The sequence below is a fragment of the Pseudomonas lundensis genome, assembly GCF_015377145.2.
GTDB lineage: Bacteria > Pseudomonadota > Gammaproteobacteria > Pseudomonadales > Pseudomonadaceae > Aquipseudomonas > Aquipseudomonas lundensis.
Genome location: NZ_CP062158.2, coordinates 3,604,831 through 3,625,961 on the forward strand (window position 1 = coordinate 3,604,831; position 21,131 = coordinate 3,625,961).

At 59.1% G+C, this 21,131-nt stretch carries 17 protein-coding genes; 16 read left to right on the forward strand and 1 reads right to left on the reverse strand.

The window, feature by feature from the left end; translation table 11 throughout:
- Window positions 1-192 precede the first annotated feature (192 nt).
- The 7 genes from gap to IF654_RS17030 all read left to right on the forward strand — a co-directional run bounded on the left by gap (window position 193) and on the right by IF654_RS17030 (window position 7,271).
- Window positions 193-1,194, forward strand: a complete 1,002-nt coding sequence (gene gap, locus IF654_RS17000; RefSeq protein WP_047281069.1) for a type I glyceraldehyde-3-phosphate dehydrogenase — start codon at window positions 193-195, stop codon at window positions 1,192-1,194.
- Window positions 1,195-1,198: 4 nt separating this feature from the next.
- Window positions 1,199-1,663, forward strand: a complete 465-nt coding sequence (locus IF654_RS17005; RefSeq protein WP_047277066.1) for a methylglyoxal synthase — start codon at window positions 1,199-1,201, stop codon at window positions 1,661-1,663.
- 115 nt (window positions 1,664-1,778) lie between these two features.
- Window positions 1,779-2,297 (forward strand): RNA polymerase sigma factor, encoded by a 519-nt coding sequence (locus IF654_RS17010; protein WP_047277068.1) that lies wholly within the window; start codon window positions 1,779-1,781, stop codon window positions 2,295-2,297.
- 167 nt (window positions 2,298-2,464) lie between these two features.
- Window positions 2,465-3,370, forward strand: coding sequence for a FecR family protein (locus IF654_RS17015; RefSeq protein WP_194862897.1), 906 nt, complete (start codon window positions 2,465-2,467; stop codon window positions 3,368-3,370).
- Window positions 3,371-3,488: 118 nt separating this feature from the next.
- Window positions 3,489-6,092, forward strand: a complete 2,604-nt coding sequence (locus tag IF654_RS17020; protein WP_094988060.1) for a TonB-dependent receptor — start codon at window positions 3,489-3,491, stop codon at window positions 6,090-6,092.
- A gap of 110 nt (window positions 6,093-6,202) precedes the next feature.
- On the forward strand, window positions 6,203-6,811 hold the full coding sequence (locus IF654_RS17025) for a biliverdin-producing heme oxygenase (RefSeq protein WP_047281073.1): 609 nt from the start codon (window positions 6,203-6,205) through the stop codon (window positions 6,809-6,811).
- A gap of 58 nt (window positions 6,812-6,869) precedes the next feature.
- Window positions 6,870-7,271, forward strand: a complete 402-nt coding sequence (locus IF654_RS17030) for a YbaN family protein (protein WP_047277076.1) — start codon at window positions 6,870-6,872, stop codon at window positions 7,269-7,271.
- A gap of 31 nt (window positions 7,272-7,302) precedes the next feature.
- On the opposite strand, the gene arcD (IF654_RS17035) is transcribed toward IF654_RS17030, so the two are convergent.
- On the reverse strand, window positions 7,303-8,730 hold the full coding sequence (gene arcD, locus IF654_RS17035; protein ID WP_047277078.1) for an arginine-ornithine antiporter: 1,428 nt from the start codon (window positions 8,728-8,730) through the stop codon (window positions 7,303-7,305).
- 457 nt (window positions 8,731-9,187) lie between these two features.
- Here arcD (IF654_RS17035) and arcD (IF654_RS17040) point away from each other — a divergent pair, with 457 nt between their 5' ends.
- The 9 genes from arcD (IF654_RS17040) to IF654_RS17080 all read left to right on the forward strand — a co-directional run bounded on the left by arcD (IF654_RS17040) (window position 9,188) and on the right by IF654_RS17080 (window position 21,124).
- On the forward strand, window positions 9,188-10,615 hold the full coding sequence (gene arcD, locus IF654_RS17040; protein ID WP_047277080.1) for an arginine-ornithine antiporter: 1,428 nt from the start codon (window positions 9,188-9,190) through the stop codon (window positions 10,613-10,615).
- Between the two features lie 33 nt (window positions 10,616-10,648).
- Window positions 10,649-11,905, forward strand: coding sequence for an arginine deiminase (gene arcA / locus IF654_RS17045; protein ID WP_047277081.1), 1,257 nt, complete (start codon window positions 10,649-10,651; stop codon window positions 11,903-11,905).
- A gap of 75 nt (window positions 11,906-11,980) precedes the next feature.
- A complete protein-coding gene (locus IF654_RS17050) occupies window positions 11,981-12,991 on the forward strand; it encodes an ornithine carbamoyltransferase (RefSeq protein WP_047277083.1) in 1,011 nt (336 codons plus the stop codon).
- An 84-nt stretch (window positions 12,992-13,075) separates the two neighbouring features.
- Window positions 13,076-14,005, forward strand: a complete 930-nt coding sequence (gene arcC / locus IF654_RS17055) for a carbamate kinase (protein ID WP_047277085.1) — start codon at window positions 13,076-13,078, stop codon at window positions 14,003-14,005.
- A 56-nt stretch (window positions 14,006-14,061) separates the two neighbouring features.
- Window positions 14,062-14,421, forward strand: coding sequence for a DUF5064 family protein (locus IF654_RS17060; protein ID WP_194862200.1), 360 nt, complete (start codon window positions 14,062-14,064; stop codon window positions 14,419-14,421).
- 117 nt (window positions 14,422-14,538) lie between these two features.
- Window positions 14,539-16,047: a sigma-54-dependent transcriptional regulator gene (locus IF654_RS17065; RefSeq protein WP_047277088.1), complete on the forward strand. Its 1,509-nt coding sequence runs from the start codon at window positions 14,539-14,541 to the stop codon at window positions 16,045-16,047.
- 356 nt (window positions 16,048-16,403) lie between these two features.
- Complete coding sequence (gcvH, locus tag IF654_RS17070; protein ID WP_047277090.1) at window positions 16,404-16,787, forward strand: glycine cleavage system protein GcvH; 384 nt, start codon at window positions 16,404-16,406, stop codon at window positions 16,785-16,787.
- 10 nt (window positions 16,788-16,797) lie between these two features.
- Complete coding sequence (gcvP, locus tag IF654_RS17075) at window positions 16,798-19,656, forward strand: aminomethyl-transferring glycine dehydrogenase (RefSeq protein ID WP_048376440.1); 2,859 nt, start codon at window positions 16,798-16,800, stop codon at window positions 19,654-19,656.
- 91 nt (window positions 19,657-19,747) lie between these two features.
- Entirely contained in the window at window positions 19,748-21,124 is a 1,377-nt protein-coding gene (locus IF654_RS17080) for an L-serine ammonia-lyase (RefSeq protein WP_047282971.1), read from the forward strand.
- Window positions 21,125-21,131 lie beyond the last annotated feature (7 nt).

Below are 21,131 nucleotides of genomic sequence, written 5' to 3' on the forward strand. Positions count from 1 at the left end.
CTAACGGATGTGGCGACCTGTGCGTGTCCTATGCTGATCGAGGGGCCAGACACGCACTTCGATCATTTGGACCCGTTGATTCAGGTCACTCGTTGTAGATAAAACAAAATATTGCCACCAAAATGGCTTGTTTTCTATTTCTATGCGAATAATCTTGTAATTCCAACAACAAATCGATGGCAGGCGCTTTCCATGACTCTACGAATCGCAATCAATGGTTTTGGCCGAATCGGCCGCAACGTCCTGCGCGCACTGTATACCCAAGGCTACCGTCAGGACCTGCAGATCGTCGCAATCAACGATCTGGGTGACAGCGCAATCAATGCACACCTGCTCAAGTACGACACCGTTCACGGCACTTTCGATGCAACCGTTGAGCACGATCAGGAAAGCCTGACCGTCAATGGCGACCGCATTGCCGTCACGGCTATTCGTAACCCGGCTGAACTGCCGTGGGCTGCATTGAAGATCGACGTGGTGTTCGAATGTACCGGTTTCTTCACCGAGCGCAGCAAGGCCGAGGCGCATATTAGCGCTGGCGCGCGCAAGGTGATTATCTCCGCGCCGGGCAAAAATGCCGACGCCACGGTGGTGTACGGTGTGAACCACGACATCCTGCGCCAATCGCATCAAATTATTTCCAGCGCCTCCTGCACCACCAACTGCCTGGCGCCGGTTGCCCAAATCCTGCACCGCGAACTGGGCATTGCCAACGGTTTGATGACCACCATTCATGCCTACACCAATGACCAGAACCTGACCGACGTTTACCACAGCGACCCGTACCGCGCGCGCTCGGCCACGCAGAACATGATCCCGAGCAAAACCGGCGCCGCCGAAGCCGTGGGCCTGGTATTGCCGGAACTGGCGGGCAAATTGACCGGCATGGCGGTGCGCGTCCCGGTGATCAACGTGTCGCTGGTTGACCTGACCGTCGAGCTCAAGCGCGAAACCACGGCGGCTGAAGTCAACGCGCTGTTCAAAGAAGCCAGCCAGCATTCCAAAGTGCTGGGCTATAACAGCCTGCCGCTGGTATCGAGCGATTTTAACCACAACCCGCTGTCGTCGATTTTCGATGCCAACCACACCAAAGTCAGCGGCAAGATGCTCAAAGTCCTGGCGTGGTACGACAACGAGTGGGGCTTCTCCAACCGCATGCTCGATAACTGCCTGGCGCTGTGCAACGCGGAGTGACGCGATGATCGGTATCAGCTTCACCACGGCCACCCTGGCGGCGCGCAAGCGTATCGCCCTGGTGGCGCACGATCACTGCAAAGGGTTCTTGCTGGACTGGGCCGAGCGTCACAAGGCCACCCTCAGCCAGCATCAGTTGTGCGCCACCGGCACCACCGGCCTGTTGCTGAGCCAGCGCCTGGGGCTGCCGATCGAAAGCATGATCAGCGGCCCGTTGGGCGGGGACCAACAAGTGGGGGCACGCATCGCCGAGCAACAGGTCGACATGCTGGTGTTCTTCTGGGACCCGTTCGAGCCGCAACCCCATGACCCGGACATCAAGGCCCTGCTGCGGGTTGCGGCGGTGTGGAACATCCCTGTGGCGTGCAATGAATGCAGCGCGGATTACCTGCTCAGCAGCCCGCTCATGAGTCAGCCTCACGATCACCGGGTGCCAGATTACGCCGCGTACTTGAAAGGACGCGTGTAAACCCGCAGGCACATCGCCGTAAACCGCGCGTAAAAGGCGGGAGACAAAAACAGCGCTTGACCAAACGCACAGATGATAAGCATTATCATTCGCTCAAAATCGGTCTGGTAGCACTGTGAGTCAGTCCCACTTCAATCAAGTCTTCCTGACGCAACGGGTGATCCTGTTGCGCACGTTACAGCGGATGGTCAATAACCCCAGTACCGCCGAGGACCTGTTGCAGGAGACTTACCTGCGCGTCACCCGCGCGCTGAGCGAACGCACGGTCGAGCATCTGGAGCCGTTTGTGTTCCAGACTGCGCGTAATCTGGCGCTGGACCACCTGCGCTCACGGCGTATTCAGTCGCGCACGGTGCTCGAAGATGTGCCGACCGAGGTCATCGAAAGCGTCCCCTCCTCACTCAGCACCCCCGAAGAAGCCCATCAAGCCGCGCAATTACTGGAGCGTTTGAGTGTGAGCCTGAGCCAGCTAAGCGCACGTCAGCAGCGCATTTTCATTCTCAGTCGCCTGCATGGTTGCAGCTATCAGGAGATCGCACGGGAGCTTGACGTGTCCCTGAGCACAGTTCAAAAGGAACTCAAATTAATCATGGCAATCTGTGTCGGGGTAGCCGATCGAATCAATCGGCCGTAATCTTGCCGGGACAACCCCGTAAGAAAAATCCGACTTGGCCGCTTTCACGCCAAGGATTCCAAGACGTTGAACACCACTGTGCCTGAGACTGCCAAGGATCACCCGTGAAGGACACTCCACCCCCCGCCGTGCCGGAACTGGCGCAGGATGCTCTGCAAGACAGTGCCATGGATCAGGCGCTGGACTGGCTGATCACCCTGGAGTGTGCCGACGCCTCCGAAAAAGCAGCGTTCCAGGCCTGGCTCAAGGCAGACCCGGCCCATGCCCAAGCGTTTGCCAAAGCCCATGCCGTCTGGAATGGCCAGCCGCTGATTGACGCGGCACACACCCTGAACACACGCCGTGCGCCCACCGTGTTGCAACGCATTGGCCGTCACTGGAAACACGTGGCCACTGCGGCGGTGCTGGTGATTGGCGTGGGCAGTTACAGCAATGTGCCATTGCGCTTGCAGGCCGATCATTTGACCGTCGTGGGCGAGCGTCAGCGCCTGGAGCTGGAAGACGGCTCGAAAGTGTTGCTCAACACCAATTCGGCGTTCTCCAGCCACCGGGTCAATGCGCAAAGCAATGCGCGGTTGTATCAGGGTGAAGCGTTTTTCGAGGTCCCGGCCAATCTTGAATTCCCGCTGGTGCTCGATGCCGGCCCGGTTCGCGTCAGCGTGCGCGACACCGCTTTCGCCGTCAGCTACCTCAACGGGCAGGCTCAAGTGCGCGTGCAGCGCGGCGATGTCGATTTACGCATGAACAGCGTGGGCACGCAGATGCGGTTGTCTGCCGGGAACAGTGTGAGTATCGGCCCCAATGGTTTTGGCCAACCGGTCAAGCTCAACCCGCAAACCGATCTGGCCTGGGTTCAGGGACGTCTGGTGTTCGAAAACTGCCCCATGAGCCAAGTGCTGGAGGAAGTGCGGCGCTATTACCCCGGCTGGATCGTCAACAATAATGAGCAACTGGCCAGCGTCGCAGTGACCGGCAATTACCGTCTGGACCAGCCTCTGGACATCGTTCGTTCCCTCGCCCACATCACCTCGTCCAGCCTCTCGGAATTCCCGGCACTGGTCATTCTCAACTAAATCCGGTTTTTTTTACGCGATAGCACGAGGTCATACGTCTCGTTGTAGTCAATGCAACTGATTCGCATTTTGAGTCAGCTTCGCAACTATAAGATTCGTTCACCACGGAGCGCTATCAATGCCCACACGTTTCAACAGCCGGTCCTCTTCCAACGGTCGCACCCGCCCAAAACACCCGTGCACCTTGTCGTTGTTGACCGTCGCCGTGCTGATGGCCGGCGCGCACGCCGTTCCGGCCATGGCCGCAACCGATGCGCCACCTGAACGCCGCGCTGTGGGCAATTACAAATTCGCGATATCACAGCAGCCGCTGGTGTCTGCGCTCAACGACTTCACGGCCGTCACCGGCTGGCAAGTCGGTTTACCGGCCGAACTGGGGCAGAACGTGTCTTCACCGGGTGTGCGCGGGTCTCTGTCGCCAGAAAAGGCACTCGACCGCCTGTTGATCGGCACCAACCTGGGCTACCGCAAACTGGGCAGCAATAACATCGTCCTCGAAAAACGCTCCGCCAGCAGCGGCACCCTCGCCCTGCAGCAAGTGACCATCAGCGCCACACGTCAGGAACAAGACGTCCTCAGCGTGCCCAGCACCGTGACCGTGCAAGACCGTGAACAACTCGACCGTCAAAACGTCAACACCATCAAAGAACTGGTGCGCTATGAACCGGGCGTGTCCGTGGGCGGCGGCGGTCTGCGCGGCGGCATCAGCGGTTACAACATTCGCGGCATCGACGGTGACCGGATCCTGACTCAAGTCGATGGCGTTGAAATCCCCAACTCGTTCTTCAACGGTCCGTTCGCCAAAACCCAGCGCAACTACGTCGACCCGGAAATCGTCAAGCGCGTAGAAATCCTGCGCGGCCCGGCCTCGGTGCTGTATGGCAGCAACGCCATCGGCGGCGCGGTGAGCTACTTCACCCTCAACCCGGACGACATCATCAAACCGGGCCAGGAGGCAGGCGCACGCCTGAAGACCGGTTACAGCTCGGCCGACCGCAGCTGGCTCAAGTCCGCAACCGTGGCAGGCCGCGCCGACCAGTTCGACGGCTTGCTGCATGTAAGCCGCCGGGACGGCCACGAAACCGAATCCTATGGCAACCACGGCGGCACCGGCCTGACGCGCACTGCGGCCAACCCGGAAGACGTGAACACCACCAACGTATTGGCCAAGGCGGGCTGGAACTACAACGATGACGACCGACTGGCGTTCACCTACGAGAACTACCGGGACGAGCGCGACATCAACCAGAAAAGCGTGGTAGGCGGCCCGTTCAACCTAGGCCAACCGCTGGGCATGTACAAGTCACGCAACGGCAATGACACCGTGACCCGCGAGCGTTTCGGCATTGAAAACACCTTCGCGCTCGACAGCCTGCTGGCCGACCACGGCAAACTGAGCCTCAACTATCAGGTGGCCAAGACCGACCAAAGCACCGAAGAACGCTACTTCCCGTTCAGCCGTGATGTGTATCGCACCCGCGACACCCGCTATAAAGAGCAGCAATGGGTGTTCGATGCCCAGTTCGACAAAGCCTTCGCAGTCGGCCCCACCGACCATTTGCTGACCTATGGCACCACTTTGAAACACGACAAAGTCACCGGCTCGCGTTCCGGCAGCGCGGTGTGCCTTGCGGTAGGTGCTGGCTGTAAAGCAGTCGGCGCCCTGAGCACGGCCAAAGGCGACGTGTTCGCCAAAGTCAGCGACTTCCCGGACCCGACCATCGACACCTACAGCCTGTTTGCGCAAGACGAAATCAGCTGGAATCAATGGACCTTCATGCCCGGCGTGCGCTACGACTACACGCGTCTCAAGCCCAAGATCACCCAGGAGTTCCAGAACGCGGTCAACCCCGACGGTAAATACCCCGTCAGCGACGATGAAAAAACCTGGCACCGCCTTTCGCCAAAATTGGGTGTGACCTACGCGTTCAACGATAACTACACCTGGTTCGGCCAGTACTCCGAAGGTTTCCGCACCCCGACCGCCAAGGCGCTGTACGGCCGCTTCGAAAACCTGCAGGAAGGTTACGTCGTCGAACCCAACCCCAACCTTGAGCCGGAAAAGAGCAAAAGCTACGAAACCGGCCTGCGCGGCCACTTCGACGAAGGCTCGTTTGACGTGGCGGTGTTCTACAACAAATACCGCGACTTTATCGATGAAGATAACGTCACGCCCGGCTATGACATGGACAGCTTCCAGAGCCGCAACATCAAGCACGCCACCATCAAGGGGGTCGAGCTTAAAGGCCAGCTGCAACTGGACGCCTTCGGAGCTCCGCGTGGCCTGTACACCAAAGGGTCGATTGCTTACGCCTATGGCCGCAACGATGACACCGGCCAGCCACTCAACAGCGTGAACCCGCTGACGGGAGTGTTTGGCCTCGGTTATGACCAGAACAACTACGGCGCTCTGGTGAGCTGGACCTTGGTCAAGAAAAAAGACCGCATCGACGACACCGCCTTCAAAGCGCCAGACATTCAGGGCAAGCGATTCGAAACCCCGGGGTTCGGCATTGTGGACGTGAGCGCTTATTACAAAGTGACGCAAGACGTGACCGTCAGCGCAGGCGTGTACAACCTGACCGACAAAAAGTATTGGCTGTGGGATGACGTGCGCAGCTACGACGGCGTGGGTGAAGCATCGGCCGTGAACCCGGCCAACCTCGACCGCCTGACCCAGCCGGGCCGCAACTTCGCGATCAACCTGGTCTGGGACATCTAGCCGGCGTTCTCACTGCGCGGTGTTTTCGCTGCGCAGTGAGGATTTTTTACTGTCACGCGTCTTCTTGTACGTCTAGTTACCAAGCGCATCTCATTCTCAAGGACATCTTCATGACCTCTCAAGACACTGCACAGCGTCCTGCCCTGCGTTCCCAACGCCTGAACCAGATCACCCACGAGCCTCATCAAAAACTCGACGCGCTGGTCAAGGCCCACAAACCCTTTGAGACCCGGGAAAACTTTGCCCGCTTTGTGGTGGCTCAATACCTCTTTCAATCGGAACTGCAAGCGCTGTACACCGACCCTTCGTTGAAAGAAATCGTCCCGGACTTGCCAGAGCGTTGCCGCGCAGAGCAAGCCAAAGCTGACCTCGCAGACCTCGACACGGAAGTCCCGGCTCCTGTCGCAGGCGCGGTAAACGCGCCAAGCAAGGCTCACGCGCTGGGCTGGATCTTTGTGTCGGAAGGTTCCAAGCTGGGCGCCGCCTTCCTGATCAAACGGGCCGTGGCACTGGAGCTGAGCGACACCTTCGGCGCCCGTCACTTGGGCGAGCCAGCCGGCGGCCGCGCTGAAGGCTGGAAACGCTTCGTCAAAACCCTTGATGGCCTGGAGCTGAGTGCTGAAGAAGAGGCCGATCTAGACAAAGGTGCAGTAGCGGCCTTCGAGCGTTTCACCGTATTACTGGAACACGCCTACGCTGCTCAGCCAGAACTGGCTTAAGCTAGACCTGCTCGGTCGGCGCGCGCTGGCCGAGCACTCTTTTTTGCGTCTTGAGCTTATGACCCGCCAAACCCAATCCCCGTCGAAAATAGCCCAAATCCTCTTCGGCCTGCTGGCCTACGTCAGCCTGGGCATCGGCCTGATCGCCATCGTGGTGCCGGGGCTGCCGACCACCGAGTTCATTTTGCTGGCGGCCTGGGCCGCGACCAAAAGCTCGCCGCGACTGAGCGCCTGGCTGGAAAACCACCGCCTGTTCGGCCCGATCCTGAGCAATTGGCGCAACGGCAAAATCATTCAACGCAAAGCCAAAGTCAGCGCCACCATCAGCATGCTGATCTGCGCGGGGTTGATGTTGTATGTGCTTGAGCATCAATGGCCGGTGTTTCTGGCCATTGCGGGCATGAGCCTGGGCAATCTGTGGATCTGGTCCCGGCCGGAACGGTTACCGCCAGCGCTGTAGCAGGCGGCACCATCGATTCAATCCGGCGCGCTTATAACGTCAATTCACCCGCATACAGCCCATAAGCCGCCGCCAGGGCCGCCACCACCACCGCTCCGAAGATCGCCCGTTCCGCGGCGACAAACAGCGGCTCGCGCTGTTCACGTTTGGCCTGGGCAAAGAAGAACACTCCCGGCGCATACAGCAACGCCGAGAGCAGCAAGTACTTGGGCCCCGCCGCATACAGCAACCACATGGCATAGATCAGGGCGATCAGCCCCACCAACAGGTCTTTGAAACGCGAGCGGCTGGCCTGCGAGTAGGTCTCGCCCTTGATGCACAACAACACCGCATAAGCCGCCGACCACAGGTAAGGCACGAGGATCATCGACGACGCCAGGTAGATCAGGCTGGTGTACGTGCCCGCCGACACCAGGGTGATCAGCAGGAATATCTGGATCATGCTGTTGGTCAGCCACAGGGCATTGACCGGGACATGGTTGGCGTTTTCCTTTTTCAGGAACGCCGGCATGGTGTTGTCTTTGGCCGTGGCAAACAGGATCTCGGCGCATAACAGCGCCCACGAGAGCAGCGCCCCCAGCAACGAAATGGCTAACCCGATGCTGATCAAAATGGCGCCCCACTCCCCCACCACATGCTTGAGCACGCCGGCCATGGACGGGTTTTGCAGTTTGGCCAGTTCCGGCTGAGTCATGATGCCCAGCGACAGCACGTTCACCAGCACCAACAGTGCCAGCACCCCCAAAAAGCCGATGACCGTGGCTTTGCCCACGTCCGAGCGTTTTTCGGCGCGCCCCGAATAAACACTGGCGCCTTCAATGCCGATAAACACGAATACCGTCACCAGCATCATGTTGCGCACCTGGTCCATCACGCTGCCCAGGCTGGGGGTTTCGGTGCCCCAAAAGTCCAGGGTGAAGATGTCGGCTTTAAACGCGACGCCGGTCAACACGATAAACATCACGATCGGGACGATTTTCGCCACGGTGGTGATCTGGTTGATAAACGCCGCTTCCTTGATGCCGCGCAGCACCAGAAAGTGCACACCCCACAGCAACAGTGAGGCGCAGCCAATGGCGATGGGCGTGTTGCCCTGACCGAAGACCGGTACGAAATACCCCAGCGTACTGAACAGCAACACAAAGTAGCCGACGTTGCCCATCCACGCGCTGATCCAATAGCCCCAGGCCGAGGAGAAGCCCATGTAATCGCCAAAACCGGCCTTGGCGTAGGCGTAGACCCCGGAATCGAGTTCCGGTTTGCGGTTAGCGAGGGTCTGGAACACAAACGCCAGCGCCAGCATCCCCACCGCGGTAATGCCCCAACCAATCAGGACTGCCCCGCCAGCGGCGTGTTCCGCAATATTTTGCGGCAGCGAAAAAATCCCGCCGCCAATCATGGAACCGACCACCAGGGCGATCAAAGCATTAAGCCGAAGCTTCTGGGTTTGTTGCGACATCGCCACCTCGTTATTGGGTCTGGAACTGTTTTCGATACACGCTTAATAGGCTACAGATGTTCACTGACTAAATATATGCGCCGGTTAAACGTCTATAAGCACCCCGCAATAAGCCCCTTCTTTTTAATCGCAAGATTTTCTATTCAAGCCTGAAAAAACAACCCTGTGTACATGACGTTTTTATTTCATGGCGCGGTTCATGAAATATGAAAGCGACATTTGCAAAACTGAAAATAGTGACTAGCTTCAATCCCCACGACCTCGTTGCCACATGCGTATTAAGAACCTGTAAGTCCTCTGGAGCGGGCCTTTCAGGAAGCGTCAAAATAATACGTGATTGCGACCTTCCCACGCGCCACACAATGGAATGTAGTAATGCCCTGATCTAAGTCAAACGGCTGAAATATCAACGGAATTATCTTAAGGCCTCACTTCTCCTGGATTGGAGTTAACACAAATGTCTGATACTCCCGGAAAACTACGATTGGGTGCGTTGGTTGCTCTGGTAGTCGGCTCAATGATTGGTGGCGGTATTTTTTCGCTACCTCAAAACATGGCAGCAAGTGCCGATGTTGGAGCCGTACTTATTGGTTGGGCAATCACCGCAGTCGGTATGCTAACCCTCGCTTTTGTCTTCCAGACCCTCGCTAACCGCAAACCCGACCTCGACGGCGGCGTCTACGCCTATGCCAAGGCCGGTTTTGGCGATTACATGGGTTTCTCATCCGCCTGGGGTTACTGGATCAGTGCCTGGTTGGGCAACGTCGGCTACTTTGTGTTGCTGTTCAGTACGCTGGGGTATTTCTTCCCGATCTTTGGTGAAGGCAACACCCCCGCCGCGATCATCGGCGCGTCGGTCCTGCTGTGGGCCGTTCACTTCCTCGTTCTGCGCGGCATCAAGGAAGCAGCGTTCATCAACCTGGTGACCACGGTGGCCAAGGTTGTGCCGCTGATCCTGTTCATTCTGATCGCGGTCTTCGCTTTCAAACTGGACATCTTCACCAGTGACATCTGGGGCCTGAAAAACCCTGATCTGGGCAGCGTGATGGACCAAGTGCGCAACATGATGCTGGTCACCGTCTGGGTGTTCATCGGTATCGAAGGCGCGAGCATCTTCTCTTCCCGTGCCGAGAAACGTTCGGACGTGGGTAAAGCCACTGTGATCGGCTTCATCACCGTGCTGCTGTTGCTGGTACTGGTGAACGTGCTGTCGCTGGGCATCATGACTCAGCCCGAACTGGCCAAACTGCAAAACCCTTCGATGGCGGCCGTGCTTGAGCATGTGGTCGGTCACTGGGGCGCGGTGCTGATCAGCGTCGGTTTGATCATCTCGCTGCTGGGTGCCCTGCTGTCGTGGGTCCTGCTGTGCGCCGAAATCATGTTCTCGGCCGCCAAAGACCACACCATGCCGGCCTTCCTGAAAAAGGAAAACGCCAACCATGTACCGGTCAATGCCCTGTGGCTGACCAACGCCATGGTGCAGGTGTTCCTGGTTATCACCCTGTTCTCGGCCAGCACTTACCTGTCGCTGATCTACCTGGCGACCTCGATGATCCTCGTGCCTTACCTCTGGTCGGCGGCTTACGGCCTGCTGCTGGCGGTGCGCGGCGAGACCTACGAGAACGCACTGGCAGAACGCAAGAAAGACCTGATCATCGGCGGCATCGCCCTGATCTACGCCGTGTGGCTGTTGTATGCCGGCGGCCTGAAATACCTGCTGCTATCGGCCCTGCTGTACGCACCTGGCGCGATCTTCTTCGCCAAGGCTAAACGCGAGACAGGCCAGCAAGTGTTTACCAGCATTGAAAAAGTGATTTTTGCTGCCGTCATCATCGGCGCCCTGGTGGCGGCCTATGGACTGTACGACGGCTTCCTGACCCTGTAAGTCCCTGTTTATGTACTTTGGAGGTTGACTGTAATGACCACGGAAAAAGTGAAATACGGCGTACATTCCGAAGCCGGCAAACTGCGCAAAGTGATGGTTTGCTCCCCTGGCCTGGCTCACCAGCGCCTGACGCCAAACAACTGCGACGAGCTGCTGTTTGATGACGTGTTGTGGGTCAACCAGGCCAAGCGCGACCACTTCGATTTCGTGACCAAGATGCGCGAGCGCGGTATCGATGTACTGGAAATGCACAACCTGCTGACCGACATCGTGGCGATGCCTGAAGCACTGGACTGGATTCTTGACCACAAAGTGACCCCCAATCAGGTGGGTGTGGGTCTGGTGCACGAAGTCAAAGCCTGGATCAAAAGCCTTGAGCCACGCAAAGCGGCTGAGTACCTGATCGGTGGTGTGTCGGCCGACGACCTGCCAGACAGCTTCGGTGGCAAAACCATCGAGATGTTCCGTGACTTCCTCGGTCACACCAGCTTTATCCTGCCACCGCTGCCCAACACCCAGTTCACCCGTGACACCACCTGCTGGATCTACGGTGGCGTGACACTGAACCCGATGTACTGGCCAGCGCGTCGTCAGGAAACCCTGCTGACCACCGCGATCTACAAGTTCCACCCTGAGTTCACCAACGCCGACTTCCAGATCTGGTACGGCGACCCGACTCTGGACCACGGCAACGCCAGCCTTGAAGGTGGCGACGTGATGCCAATCGGCAAAGGCGTGGTACTGATCGGTATGGGCGAACGTACATCGCGTCAGGCCATTGGCCAACTGGCGCAGAACCTGTTCAAGAACAAAGCCGTGGAACGCGTGATCGTTGCCGGTATGCCTAAATCCCGCGCCGCGATGCACCTGGACACCGTGTTCAGCTTCTGCGACCGCGATCTGGTCACCATCTTCCCTGAAGTCGTGAACCAAATTGTTGCCTTCTCGCTGTACCCGGACGAGAGCAAACAGGGCGGCATTGACGTTCGACGTGAAGAAAGCAGCTTCCTGGATGTGGTCGCCAAAGCGCTGGGCGTTAAAGCCCTGCGTGTGGTTGAGACCGGCGGCAACTCCTTCGCGGCAGAACGCGAGCAGTGGGACGACGGCAACAACGTTGTGGCACTGGAGCCTGGCGTGGTGATCGGTTACGACCGCAACACCTACACCAACACCCTGCTGCGCAAGGCCGGTGTGGAAGTCATCACCATCAGCGCCTCTGAGCTGGGACGCGGCCGTGGCGGCGGTCACTGCATGACCTGCCCAATCATCCGCGACCCGATTGACTATTAATTCATCCCTTTGAATGCTTGCGCCAGCCCCGAACCGGGCGGCGCAAGCCGGTTACCAGAAACCCAGGAGATTCCCATGGCGTTTAACATGAAAAACCGCAGCCTGCTCAGCTTGGTGCACCACACCCAACGCGAACTGCACTACCTGCTGGACCTGTCTCGTGATCTCAAGCGCGCCAAGTACACCGGTACTGAAGAGCCGCACCTCAAAGGCAAAAACATTGCGCTGATCTTTGAAAAAACGTCGACCCGTACCCGTTGCGCGTTCGAAGTGGCCGCTCACGACCAAGGCGCCCACGTCACCTACATCGACCCGGTTTCTTCGCAGATCGGCCACAAAGAAAGCATGAAAGACACCGCCCGCGTTCTGGGCCGCATGTTTGATGCCATCGAATACCGTGGCTTTGCGCAAGAAATCGTTGAAGAACTGGCCAAGTACGCTGGCGTACCGGTGTTCAACGGCCTTACCGCTGAATTCCACCCGACGCAAATGATCGCTGACGTGCTGACCATGCGCGAACACAGCGACAAGCCTCTGCACGACATCAGCTACGCCTACCTGGGCGACGCCCGCAACAACATGGGTAACTCGCTGCTGCTGATCGGCGCCAAACTGGGCATGGACGTGCGCATCGCCGCCCCTAAAGCCCTGTGGCCAGAAGAGTCGTTCGTTAAGCAATGCCAGGAATTCGCCAAGGAAAGCGGTGCCAAAATCACCCTGACCGAAGACCCTAAAGTAGCCGTCAAAGGCGTGGACTTCATCCACACCGACGTCTGGGTGTCGATGGGCGAGCCGGTTGAAGCCTGGAACGAACGCATCAAACTGCTGCTGCCTTACCAGGTCAACATGGACCTGATCAAAGCCGCCGAAAATATCCGTGTGAAGTTCATGCACTGCCTGCCAGCGTTCCACAACTGTGAAACCAAGGTCGGTAAAGATGTGGCTGAGCACCATCCAAACCTCAAAGACGGCATTGAAGTGACCGAGGAAGTGTTTGAATCTCCCTTCAACATTGCCTTTGAACAAGCCGAAAACCGCATGCACACCATCAAGGCAATCCTGGTTGCAGCCCTGGCTGATATCTAAGGACGTGCATGGCTGCCGGAGCGGACTCGCCTGCTCCGGCACAACCCGGCTGTTGTGAACTTCCCTTCTATTAAGGAAATACCTATGCGTATCGTCGTTGCACTGGGCGGTAACGCCCTCCTGCGTCGCGGTCAACCCATGACTGCCGAGAATCAACGCGAAAACATCCGCACCGCCACTGCCCAAATCGCCCGCATCGCCACTGGCAATGAACTGGTCGTCGCCCACGGCAACGGCCCGCAAGTGGGTCTGCTGTCCCTGCAAGCTGCCGCCTACACCGCCGTCAGCCCTTACCCGCTGGACGTGCTGGGTGCTGAAACTGAAGGCATGATCGGCTACATGATCGAGCAGGAACTGGGCAATCTGTTGCCGCAGGACGCGCCCTTCGCCACGTTGTTGACCCAGGTGGAAGTGGACCCCAAAGACCCGGCCTTCCAGAACCCGACCAAGCCGATCGGCCCGGTGTACAGCGAAGCCGAAGCCAAAAGCCTGGCCGCTGAAAAAGGCTGGAACATTGCCCCCGATGGCGACAAGTTCCGCCGCGTGGTGCCCAGCCCTAAACCAAAACGCATCTTTGAAATCCGTCCGATCAAATGGCTGCTGGAAAAAGGCACCATCGTGATCTGCGCGGGCGGTGGCGGCATTCCGACCATGTATGGCGAAGACGGCAAGCTGCAAGGTATTGAGGCGGTGATCGATAAGGATCTGGCCTCTTCCCTGCTGGCGCAGCAACTGGACAGCGACTTGTTGGTCATTGCCACTGACGTCAATGCCGCCTTTATTGACTGGGGCAAGCCAACCCAGAAGGGCATTTCCCAGGCGCACCCTGACGAGCTGGAAAAACTCGGCTTCGCCTCAGGCTCCATGGGGCCAAAAGTGGAAGCGGCCTGTGAGTTTGCCCGTAAAACAGGCAAAACCGCCGTCATTGGCGCCCTGGCCGATATCGAGGCCATCGTTCAGGGCAAAGCCGGTACTCGCGTCAGCACTGAAAAATCTGGTATTACCTACTTCTGAACCACGGGGCGGGCTTTCGGGCCTGCCCTTTAACCCCCTGCCCAAGGAGTCACCCTATGGCCTCGTTCGAACCCGGTCACCTGCATATCCACCGCGAACCGCTGCAACCGGGCGATTTCGGGTATGACATCAAGATTGATTACCAGGTCGTTCAGGATCCCAAGGAAGGCAAGTCCATGCAGTTCGACATGCACGGTCAGATCAACGGAAAGGATTTCAAGGATTCATTCACGCTGCCTAAAGACGTGGCCTTCAATTTTGCCCACGATGCCTTTCAGATTGCCGTCAAACATGGCATTCCCAAGACCGCTGACATCCGTTCGATGCACGGTTACTACAACAAGATGTTTTCGGATGTGCTGGCCCAGCTTAACCACAAACCCGGTGACCCGATTAACCTCGATCATCTGGACTGATCCTGCCTGTAGCCGCTGCCGCAGGCTGCGCCAGCCGCTACAGGACGCGTCTCTTTGTTCTGTTGCCTCGCCCAAGGCATACTGGCCGTCTCCCGGCCTACAGTGTTCCCCGTTCTCATGCGTATCCATGTCAGCTTTATTGACCGCGTCGGTATTACCCAGGAAGTGCTGGCACTGCTGGGGGCACGCCATCTCAATCTCGACGCCGTGGAGATGATCCCCCCCAACGTGTATATCGATGCCCCGACCTTGAGCCCGCACGTGCTCGATGAGTTGCGTGAAGCGCTGTTCCGGGTTCAGGGCGTGCAGTCGGTGATGGTGGTGGACATCCTCCCGGGGCAGCGTCGGCACCTGCAACTCGATGCCCTGCTGGCCGCCATGACCGATCCGGTGCTGGCCCTGGACAGTGAAGGCCATGTGCTGCTGGCCAATCCGGCGCTGGTCTCGCTGTATGGCCGCGAACCTGCCGGCGAAAGCATTGGCGAGTTGTTCACCGATCCCGACTTGCTGAGCGCCTTGCTGGAAAACGGCTTTCGCTTGCCCCTGCGTGAAGTCACGCTCAACGGCCACCCGCTGATGCTCGATGCCACGCCGATTACCGACGCGGGGGCTTTGTTGACCCTGTATCAGCCCAGCCGCATCGGTGAACGTCTGGCCGCGCTGCATCACGACCACGCCGAGGGGTTTGATGCCTTGCTGGGTGAGTCGCCCGCAATACGTACCCTGAAGGCACGAGCCCAACGCGTCGCCGCTCTGGATGCGCCGCTGTTGATTCAGGGCGAAACCGGCACCGGCAAAGAACTGGTCGCCCGCGCGTGTCATGCCATCAGCGATCGCGTCGGCGCACCGTTTTTGGCCCTCAACTGCGCGGCATTGCCGGAAAACCTGGCCGAAAGCGAGCTGTTCGGCTACGCCCCCGGCGCCTTTACCGGCGCACAACGGGGCGGCAAGCCGGGGCTGATGGAATTGGCCAACAACGGTACGGTGTTTCTGGATGAAATCGCTGAGATGTCGCCCTACCTGCAAGCCAAATTGCTGCGGTTTTTGAATGACGGCAGTTTCCGCCGTGTGGGCGGCGAGCGCGAAGTAAAGGTCAATGTCCGCATCCTCAGCGCTACTCATCGCAACCTCGAAAAAATGGTCAACGAAGGCACGTTTCGCGAAGACCTGTTCTATCGGCTGAACGTGCTCAACATCGAAGTGCCTCCTTTGCGTGAGCGGGGCCAGGACATCCTGCTGCTGGCGCGCACGTTTATGCAGCAGGCCTGCACTCAAATACAGCGTCCGGTGTGTCGCCTGGCGCCCGGTACGTACCCGGCCTTGCTGGGTAACCGCTGGCCGGGGAACGTTCGCCAATTACAAAACGTGATCTTCCGCGCCGCGGCCATCTGCGAAAGCAGCGTGGTCGACATTGGCGACCTCGACATTGCCGGAACCTCCGTCGCACGCCAAAGCGACGCAGACGTCGAAACCCTGGAGCACGCCGTTGAAGGCTTCGAAAAAGCCCTGCTGGAAAAGCTCTACGTCAGCTACCCCTCGACCCGCCAACTGGCCAGCCGCCTGCAAACCAGCCACACCGCCATCGCCCACCGCCTGCGAAAATACGGGATCCCCGACAAGACCTGAAGGTTGCCTGCCCCTTCATACAACCCGCGTTCTACTCGACGTTGACACGATGTAGGTGGCGTCGATGCCCACCGCCCGGCCGTATTGATTTCGTTCCAGTGTAGCGAATTCGCTACAGCCAAAGGCCGACGCAGTGCTGCAAGGCTTTGATCCCCTTCGTTTTTTTAAACCCGGTTGCGGTGTAGCGATTTCGCTACACACTCATCCTCCACATTCCATCCTGAAACCCATAACCACTTGATAAATAAACGTTTATTGATTGTGGCAGCCATCTTGCAGAGCAAACCTCAATGCGCTCGATCTTGCACGAGCATTTAACTGCGACCACCAGACGAGTCTGGCCTTGAGGAGTTTCCATGAGCGAATTGCGTTTTACTGAAGACCACGAATGGCTGCGCGCCGAAGCCGATGGCAGCGTGACCGTGGGCATTACCGCGTTTGCGCAAAACGCTCTGGGTGATGTGGTGTTTGTGCAACTGCCCGAGTTGCAGTTTTACGAAAAAGGCGCAGAAGCGGCCACCGTTGAGTCGGTCAAAGCCGCCAGCGGCGTGTACATGCCGCTGGACGGTGAGGTGCTGGAGGTTAACCCGGCGCTCGACAGCAGCCCCGAAGTGGTCAACGAAGATCCGTTGGGCGAAGGCTGGTTCTTCCGGTTCAAGCCGGCGCACGCCAACGCCGTCAGCCAGTTGCTGGATCAGGACGCCTATGACCGCCTGATCAAAGCCAATGCCCAAGCCTGAGGACAGCGCCATGACCATTAACCTGAGCACCGCCAACGAATTCATCGCGCGCCACATCGGCCCGGATCAGGCCGACGAGCACGCCATGCTCGCCACGCTGGGTTTTGACTCGCTAGAGGCCCTGAGCGCCAGCGTGATCCCCGAAAGCATCAAGGGCACCAGCGTTCTGAACCTGCCCGCCGGGCAAAGCGAAGCCGATGCACTGGCCTCGATCAAAGCCATCGCCGGCAAAAACCAGCTGTGCAAGACCTACATCGGCCAGGGCTATTACAACTGCCACACGCCCGCGCCGATCTTGCGCAACCTGCTGGAAAACCCGGCGTGGTACACGGCCTACACCCCCTATCAACCAGAAATTTCCCAAGGCCGCCTGGAAGCACTGCTCAATTTCCAGACCCTGATCAGCGACCTCAGCGGCCTGCCGATTGCCAACGCGTCGTTGCTCGACGAAGCCACTGCGGCGGCCGAGGCCATGACCTTCTGTAAACGCCTGAGCAAAAACAAATCCGGCCGCGCATTCTTTGCTTCGCGCCATTGCCACCCGCAAACCCTCGACGTGCTGCGCACCCGTGCCGAACCGCTGGGCATCGAAGTGGTGGTGGGCGACGAGCGCGGTCTGAGCGACCTGTCTCCGTTCTTCGGCGCGCTGCTGCAATACCCGGCGAGCAACGGCGATGTGTTCGACTACCGCGAGCTGGTCGAGCGTTTTCACGCCACCCACGCACTGGTGGCCGTGGCCGCTGACTTGCTGGCCCTGACCCTGCTGACCCCTCCGGGGGAATTCGGCGCCGATGTGGCCATCGGGAGCGCCCAGCGTTTTGGCGTGCCCTTGGGCTTCGGCGGCCCGCACGCGGCGTATTTCGCCACCCGTGATGCGTTCAAACGCGACATGCCGGGGCGCCTGGTGGGTGTGTCGGTGGATCGTCACGGTAAACCTGCCCTGCGTCTGGCCATGCAAACCCGCGAGCAACACATCCGCCGCGAGAAGGCCACGAGCAATATCTGCACGGCACAAGTGTTGCTGGCCAACATGGCCAGCATGTACGCCGTCTACCATGGCCCTCAAGGCCTGACTCAAATCGCCCGGCGCGTTCATCAGCTCACGGCCATTCTGGCCAAGGGCCTGACTGCACTGGGGCTCAATGTCGAGCAGATCGAATTTTTCGACACCCTGACCCTGCACACCGGCTCCAGAACAGCGGCCCTGCATGCCAAGGCACACGCCAGACACATCAACCTGCGCGTGGTGGATGACGAGCGTCTGGGGGTGTCGCTGGATGAAACCTGCGGCCCGTCCGATGTCACTGCGCTGTGGGCCCTGCTCGCAGCCGAGGGTCAAGCGCTGCCAGACGTCGACACGCTGGCCGCCACCGTGAGCAGCACCCTGCCGCCTGCCCTGCTGCGCCAATCGCCAATCCTCAGCCACCCGGTGTTCAACCGTTATCACTCTGAAACTGAACTGATGCGCTACCTGCGTCGTTTGGCAGACAAGGATCTGGCACTGGATCGCACCATGATTCCGCTGGGCTCTTGCACCATGAAACTCAACGCGGCCAGCGAGATGATCCCGGTCACTTGGGCCGAGTTCGGCAACCTGCACCCGTTTGCACCGGCCGAACAAAGTCAGGGCTACCAGCAGCTCACGACTGAACTGGAGGCCATGCTGTGCGCTGCCACCGGTTATGACGCCATTTCCCTGCAACCCAACGCCGGTTCACAGGGCGAATACGCCGGGCTATTGGCCATACGTGCCTACCACCAGAGCCGTGGCGACGAGCGCCGCGACATTTGCCTGATCCCGTCCTCGGCCCATGGCACCAACCCGGCAACCGCCAACATGGCGGGCATGCGCGTGGTGGTTACGGCCTGCGACGCCCGTGGCAACGTTGACATTGAAGACCTGCGCGCCAAGGCCATCGAGCACCGTGAACATCTGGCGGCACTGATGATTACCTACCCGTCGACCCACGGCGTGTTCGAAGAAGGTATCCGCGAAATCTGCGGCATCATTCACGACAACGGCGGTCAGGTGTACATCGACGGCGCCAACATGAATGCGATGGTGGGCTTGTGCGCGCCGGGCAAGTTCGGGGGCGACGTGTCTCACCTCAACCTGCATAAGACCTTTTGCATCCCCCACGGCGGTGGCGGTCCGGGCGTCGGCCCGATTGGCGTCAAGTCGCACCTGACCCCCTTCTTGCCAGGCCATGCCAGCTTGCCTCGCACACAGGGCGCCGTGTGCGCCGCGCCGTTTGGCAGCGCGAGCATTCTGCCCATTACCTGGATGTACATCCGCATGATGGGCGGCGAAGGGCTCAAGCGCGCGTCGCAAATGGCCATTCTCAATGCCAACTACATCGCCCGTCGCCTCGAAGAGCACTACCCCGTGCTGTATTCGGGCAGCAACGGACTGGTGGCACACGAATGCATCCTCGACCTGCGCCCGCTCAAAGACAGCAGCGGGATCAGCGTGGATGACGTGGCCAAGCGCCTGATCGACTTTGGGTTCCACGCGCCAACCATGTCGTTCCCGGTGGCCGGCACGCTGATGATCGAACCTACCGAAAGTGAGTCCAAACACGAACTGGATCGCTTCTGCGACGCCATGATCCGCATCCGTGAAGAAATCCGCGCGGTAGAAAACGGCACGCTGGACAAAGAAGACAACCCGCTGAAAAACGCCCCGCACACGGCAGCGGAAATGGTCGGCGAATGGACCCACCCGTACAGCCGCGAACAGGCGGTGTACCCGGTCGAGTCGTTGATCGAAGGCAAATACTGGCCGCCAGTGGGGCGTGTCGACAACGTCTTCGGCGATCGCAATCTGGTCTGCGCCTGCCCGTCAATCGAGAGCTATCAGGAGGCCTGACACCCCCTCAGTTCCCGCCGCAGCGATTTAAACCGGTGCGGCGGGAGCATTGACCTTATGCCAATCCTTTTATAAGAAACCGGAGAACCCCATGTCGTTAAGCGTGTTCGACCTGTTCAAAATTGGCATCGGCCCTTCCAGCTCACACACCGTTGGTCCCATGCGGGCCGCTGCGCGGTTTGTTGAAGGGTTGCAGCGTGATGCGTTATTGCAACAAACCGCCTGCGTCAAAGTGGAACTGTATGGCTCGCTCGGGGCCACCGGCAAAGGTCACGGCAGTGACAAGGCGGTGCTGCTGGGGCTCGAAGGCGAACACCCGGACACCGTCAATACGGACACCGTGGACGAACGTCTGGCCACGATTCGCCACAGCGGCCACCTCAACCTGCTGGGCCGCCACAGCATCGAGTTCAACGAAAAGCTGCACCTGGCGATGATTCGTAAACCCCTTCCCTATCACCCGAACGGCATGATTTTTCGCGCCCTGGACGACGCTGGCATTCAGATCCGCAGCCGCGAGTATTACTCGGTGGGGGGCGGCTTTGTGGTGGACGAAGGGGCGGCGGGCGCTGACCGGATCGTCGAGGACAGCACCGAACTCACATACCCGTTCAAGACCGCCAAAGACCTGTTGCGCCACTGCGTCACCCACCACCTGTCGATCAGCCAGGTCATGCTGGCCAACGAGCGGGCGTGGCGACCCGAAGCCGAGACCCGTAGCGGGTTGCTGAACATCTGGCAAGTGATGCAGGACTGCGTCAGCGCGGGCTGTCGACATGAAGGCATTCTGCCTGGCGGGTTGAAGGTCAAACGTCGGGCGGCGGCCTTGCATCGTCAGTTATGCGCTCACCCTGAAGCCTCATTGCGCGACGCGTTGTCGGTGCTCGACTGGGTCAACCTGTACGCGCTGGCGGTGAACGAAGAAAACGCCAACGGTGGCCGCGTGGTCACGGCCCCGACCAACGGCGCGGCCGGCATTATTCCGGCGGTGCTGCATTACTACATGCGCTTTATCGGTGGCGCCAATGAAGACGGCGTGGTGCGCTTTTTGCTGACGGCGGCGGCCATCGGCATTTTGTACAAAGAAAACGCGTCGATTTCCGGGGCCGAAGTGGGCTGCCAGGGTGAAGTCGGCGTGGCGTGCTCCATGGCCGCAGGTGCCTTGTGCGAGGTGCTCGGCGGCACGGTGCAGCAAGTCGAAAACGCCGCCGAAATTGGCATGGAACACAACCTGGGGCTGACCTGCGACCCCATTGGCGGTCTGGTACAAGTGCCTTGTATCGAGCGCAACGCCATGGGTTCAGTGAAAGCCATCAACGCTGTACGCATGGCCCTGCGCGGCGACGGCCAGCATTTTGTTTCGCTGGATAAAGTGATCCGCACCATGCGCCAGACCGGCGCCGACATGAAAAGCAAATACAAAGAGACGGCCCGCGGCGGCCTGGCCGTCAACATTATTGAGTGCTGATTTTCAA

Excerpts from the sequence above, each read along its gene's own strand:
- gap (WP_047281069.1), top strand. The coding sequence starts at position 193 with ATGACTCTACGAATCGCAATCAATGGTTTTGGCCGAATCGGCCGCAAC.
- IF654_RS17005 (WP_047277066.1), top strand. The coding sequence starts at position 1,199 with ATGATCGGTATCAGCTTCACCACGGCCACCCTGGCGGCGCGCAAGCGT.
- IF654_RS17015 (WP_194862897.1), top strand. The coding sequence starts at position 2,465 with ATGGATCAGGCGCTGGACTGGCTGATCACCCTGGAGTGTGCCGACGCC.
- IF654_RS17020 (WP_094988060.1), top strand. The coding sequence starts at position 3,489 with ATGCCCACACGTTTCAACAGCCGGTCCTCTTCCAACGGTCGCACCCGC.
- IF654_RS17025 (WP_047281073.1), top strand. The coding sequence starts at position 6,203 with ATGACCTCTCAAGACACTGCACAGCGTCCTGCCCTGCGTTCCCAACGC.
- IF654_RS17030 (WP_047277076.1), top strand. The coding sequence starts at position 6,870 with ATGACCCGCCAAACCCAATCCCCGTCGAAAATAGCCCAAATCCTCTTC.
- arcD (WP_047277078.1), bottom strand. The coding sequence starts at position 8,730 with ATGTCGCAACAAACCCAGAAGCTTCGGCTTAATGCTTTGATCGCCCTG.
- arcD (WP_047277080.1), top strand. The coding sequence starts at position 9,188 with ATGTCTGATACTCCCGGAAAACTACGATTGGGTGCGTTGGTTGCTCTG.
- arcA (WP_047277081.1), top strand. The coding sequence starts at position 10,649 with ATGACCACGGAAAAAGTGAAATACGGCGTACATTCCGAAGCCGGCAAA.
- IF654_RS17050 (WP_047277083.1), top strand. The coding sequence starts at position 11,981 with ATGGCGTTTAACATGAAAAACCGCAGCCTGCTCAGCTTGGTGCACCAC.
- arcC (WP_047277085.1), top strand. The coding sequence starts at position 13,076 with ATGCGTATCGTCGTTGCACTGGGCGGTAACGCCCTCCTGCGTCGCGGT.
- IF654_RS17060 (WP_194862200.1), top strand. The coding sequence starts at position 14,062 with ATGGCCTCGTTCGAACCCGGTCACCTGCATATCCACCGCGAACCGCTG.
- IF654_RS17065 (WP_047277088.1), top strand. The coding sequence starts at position 14,539 with ATGCGTATCCATGTCAGCTTTATTGACCGCGTCGGTATTACCCAGGAA.
- gcvH (WP_047277090.1), top strand. The coding sequence starts at position 16,404 with ATGAGCGAATTGCGTTTTACTGAAGACCACGAATGGCTGCGCGCCGAA.
- gcvP (WP_048376440.1), top strand. The coding sequence starts at position 16,798 with ATGACCATTAACCTGAGCACCGCCAACGAATTCATCGCGCGCCACATC.
- IF654_RS17080 (WP_047282971.1), top strand. The coding sequence starts at position 19,748 with ATGTCGTTAAGCGTGTTCGACCTGTTCAAAATTGGCATCGGCCCTTCC.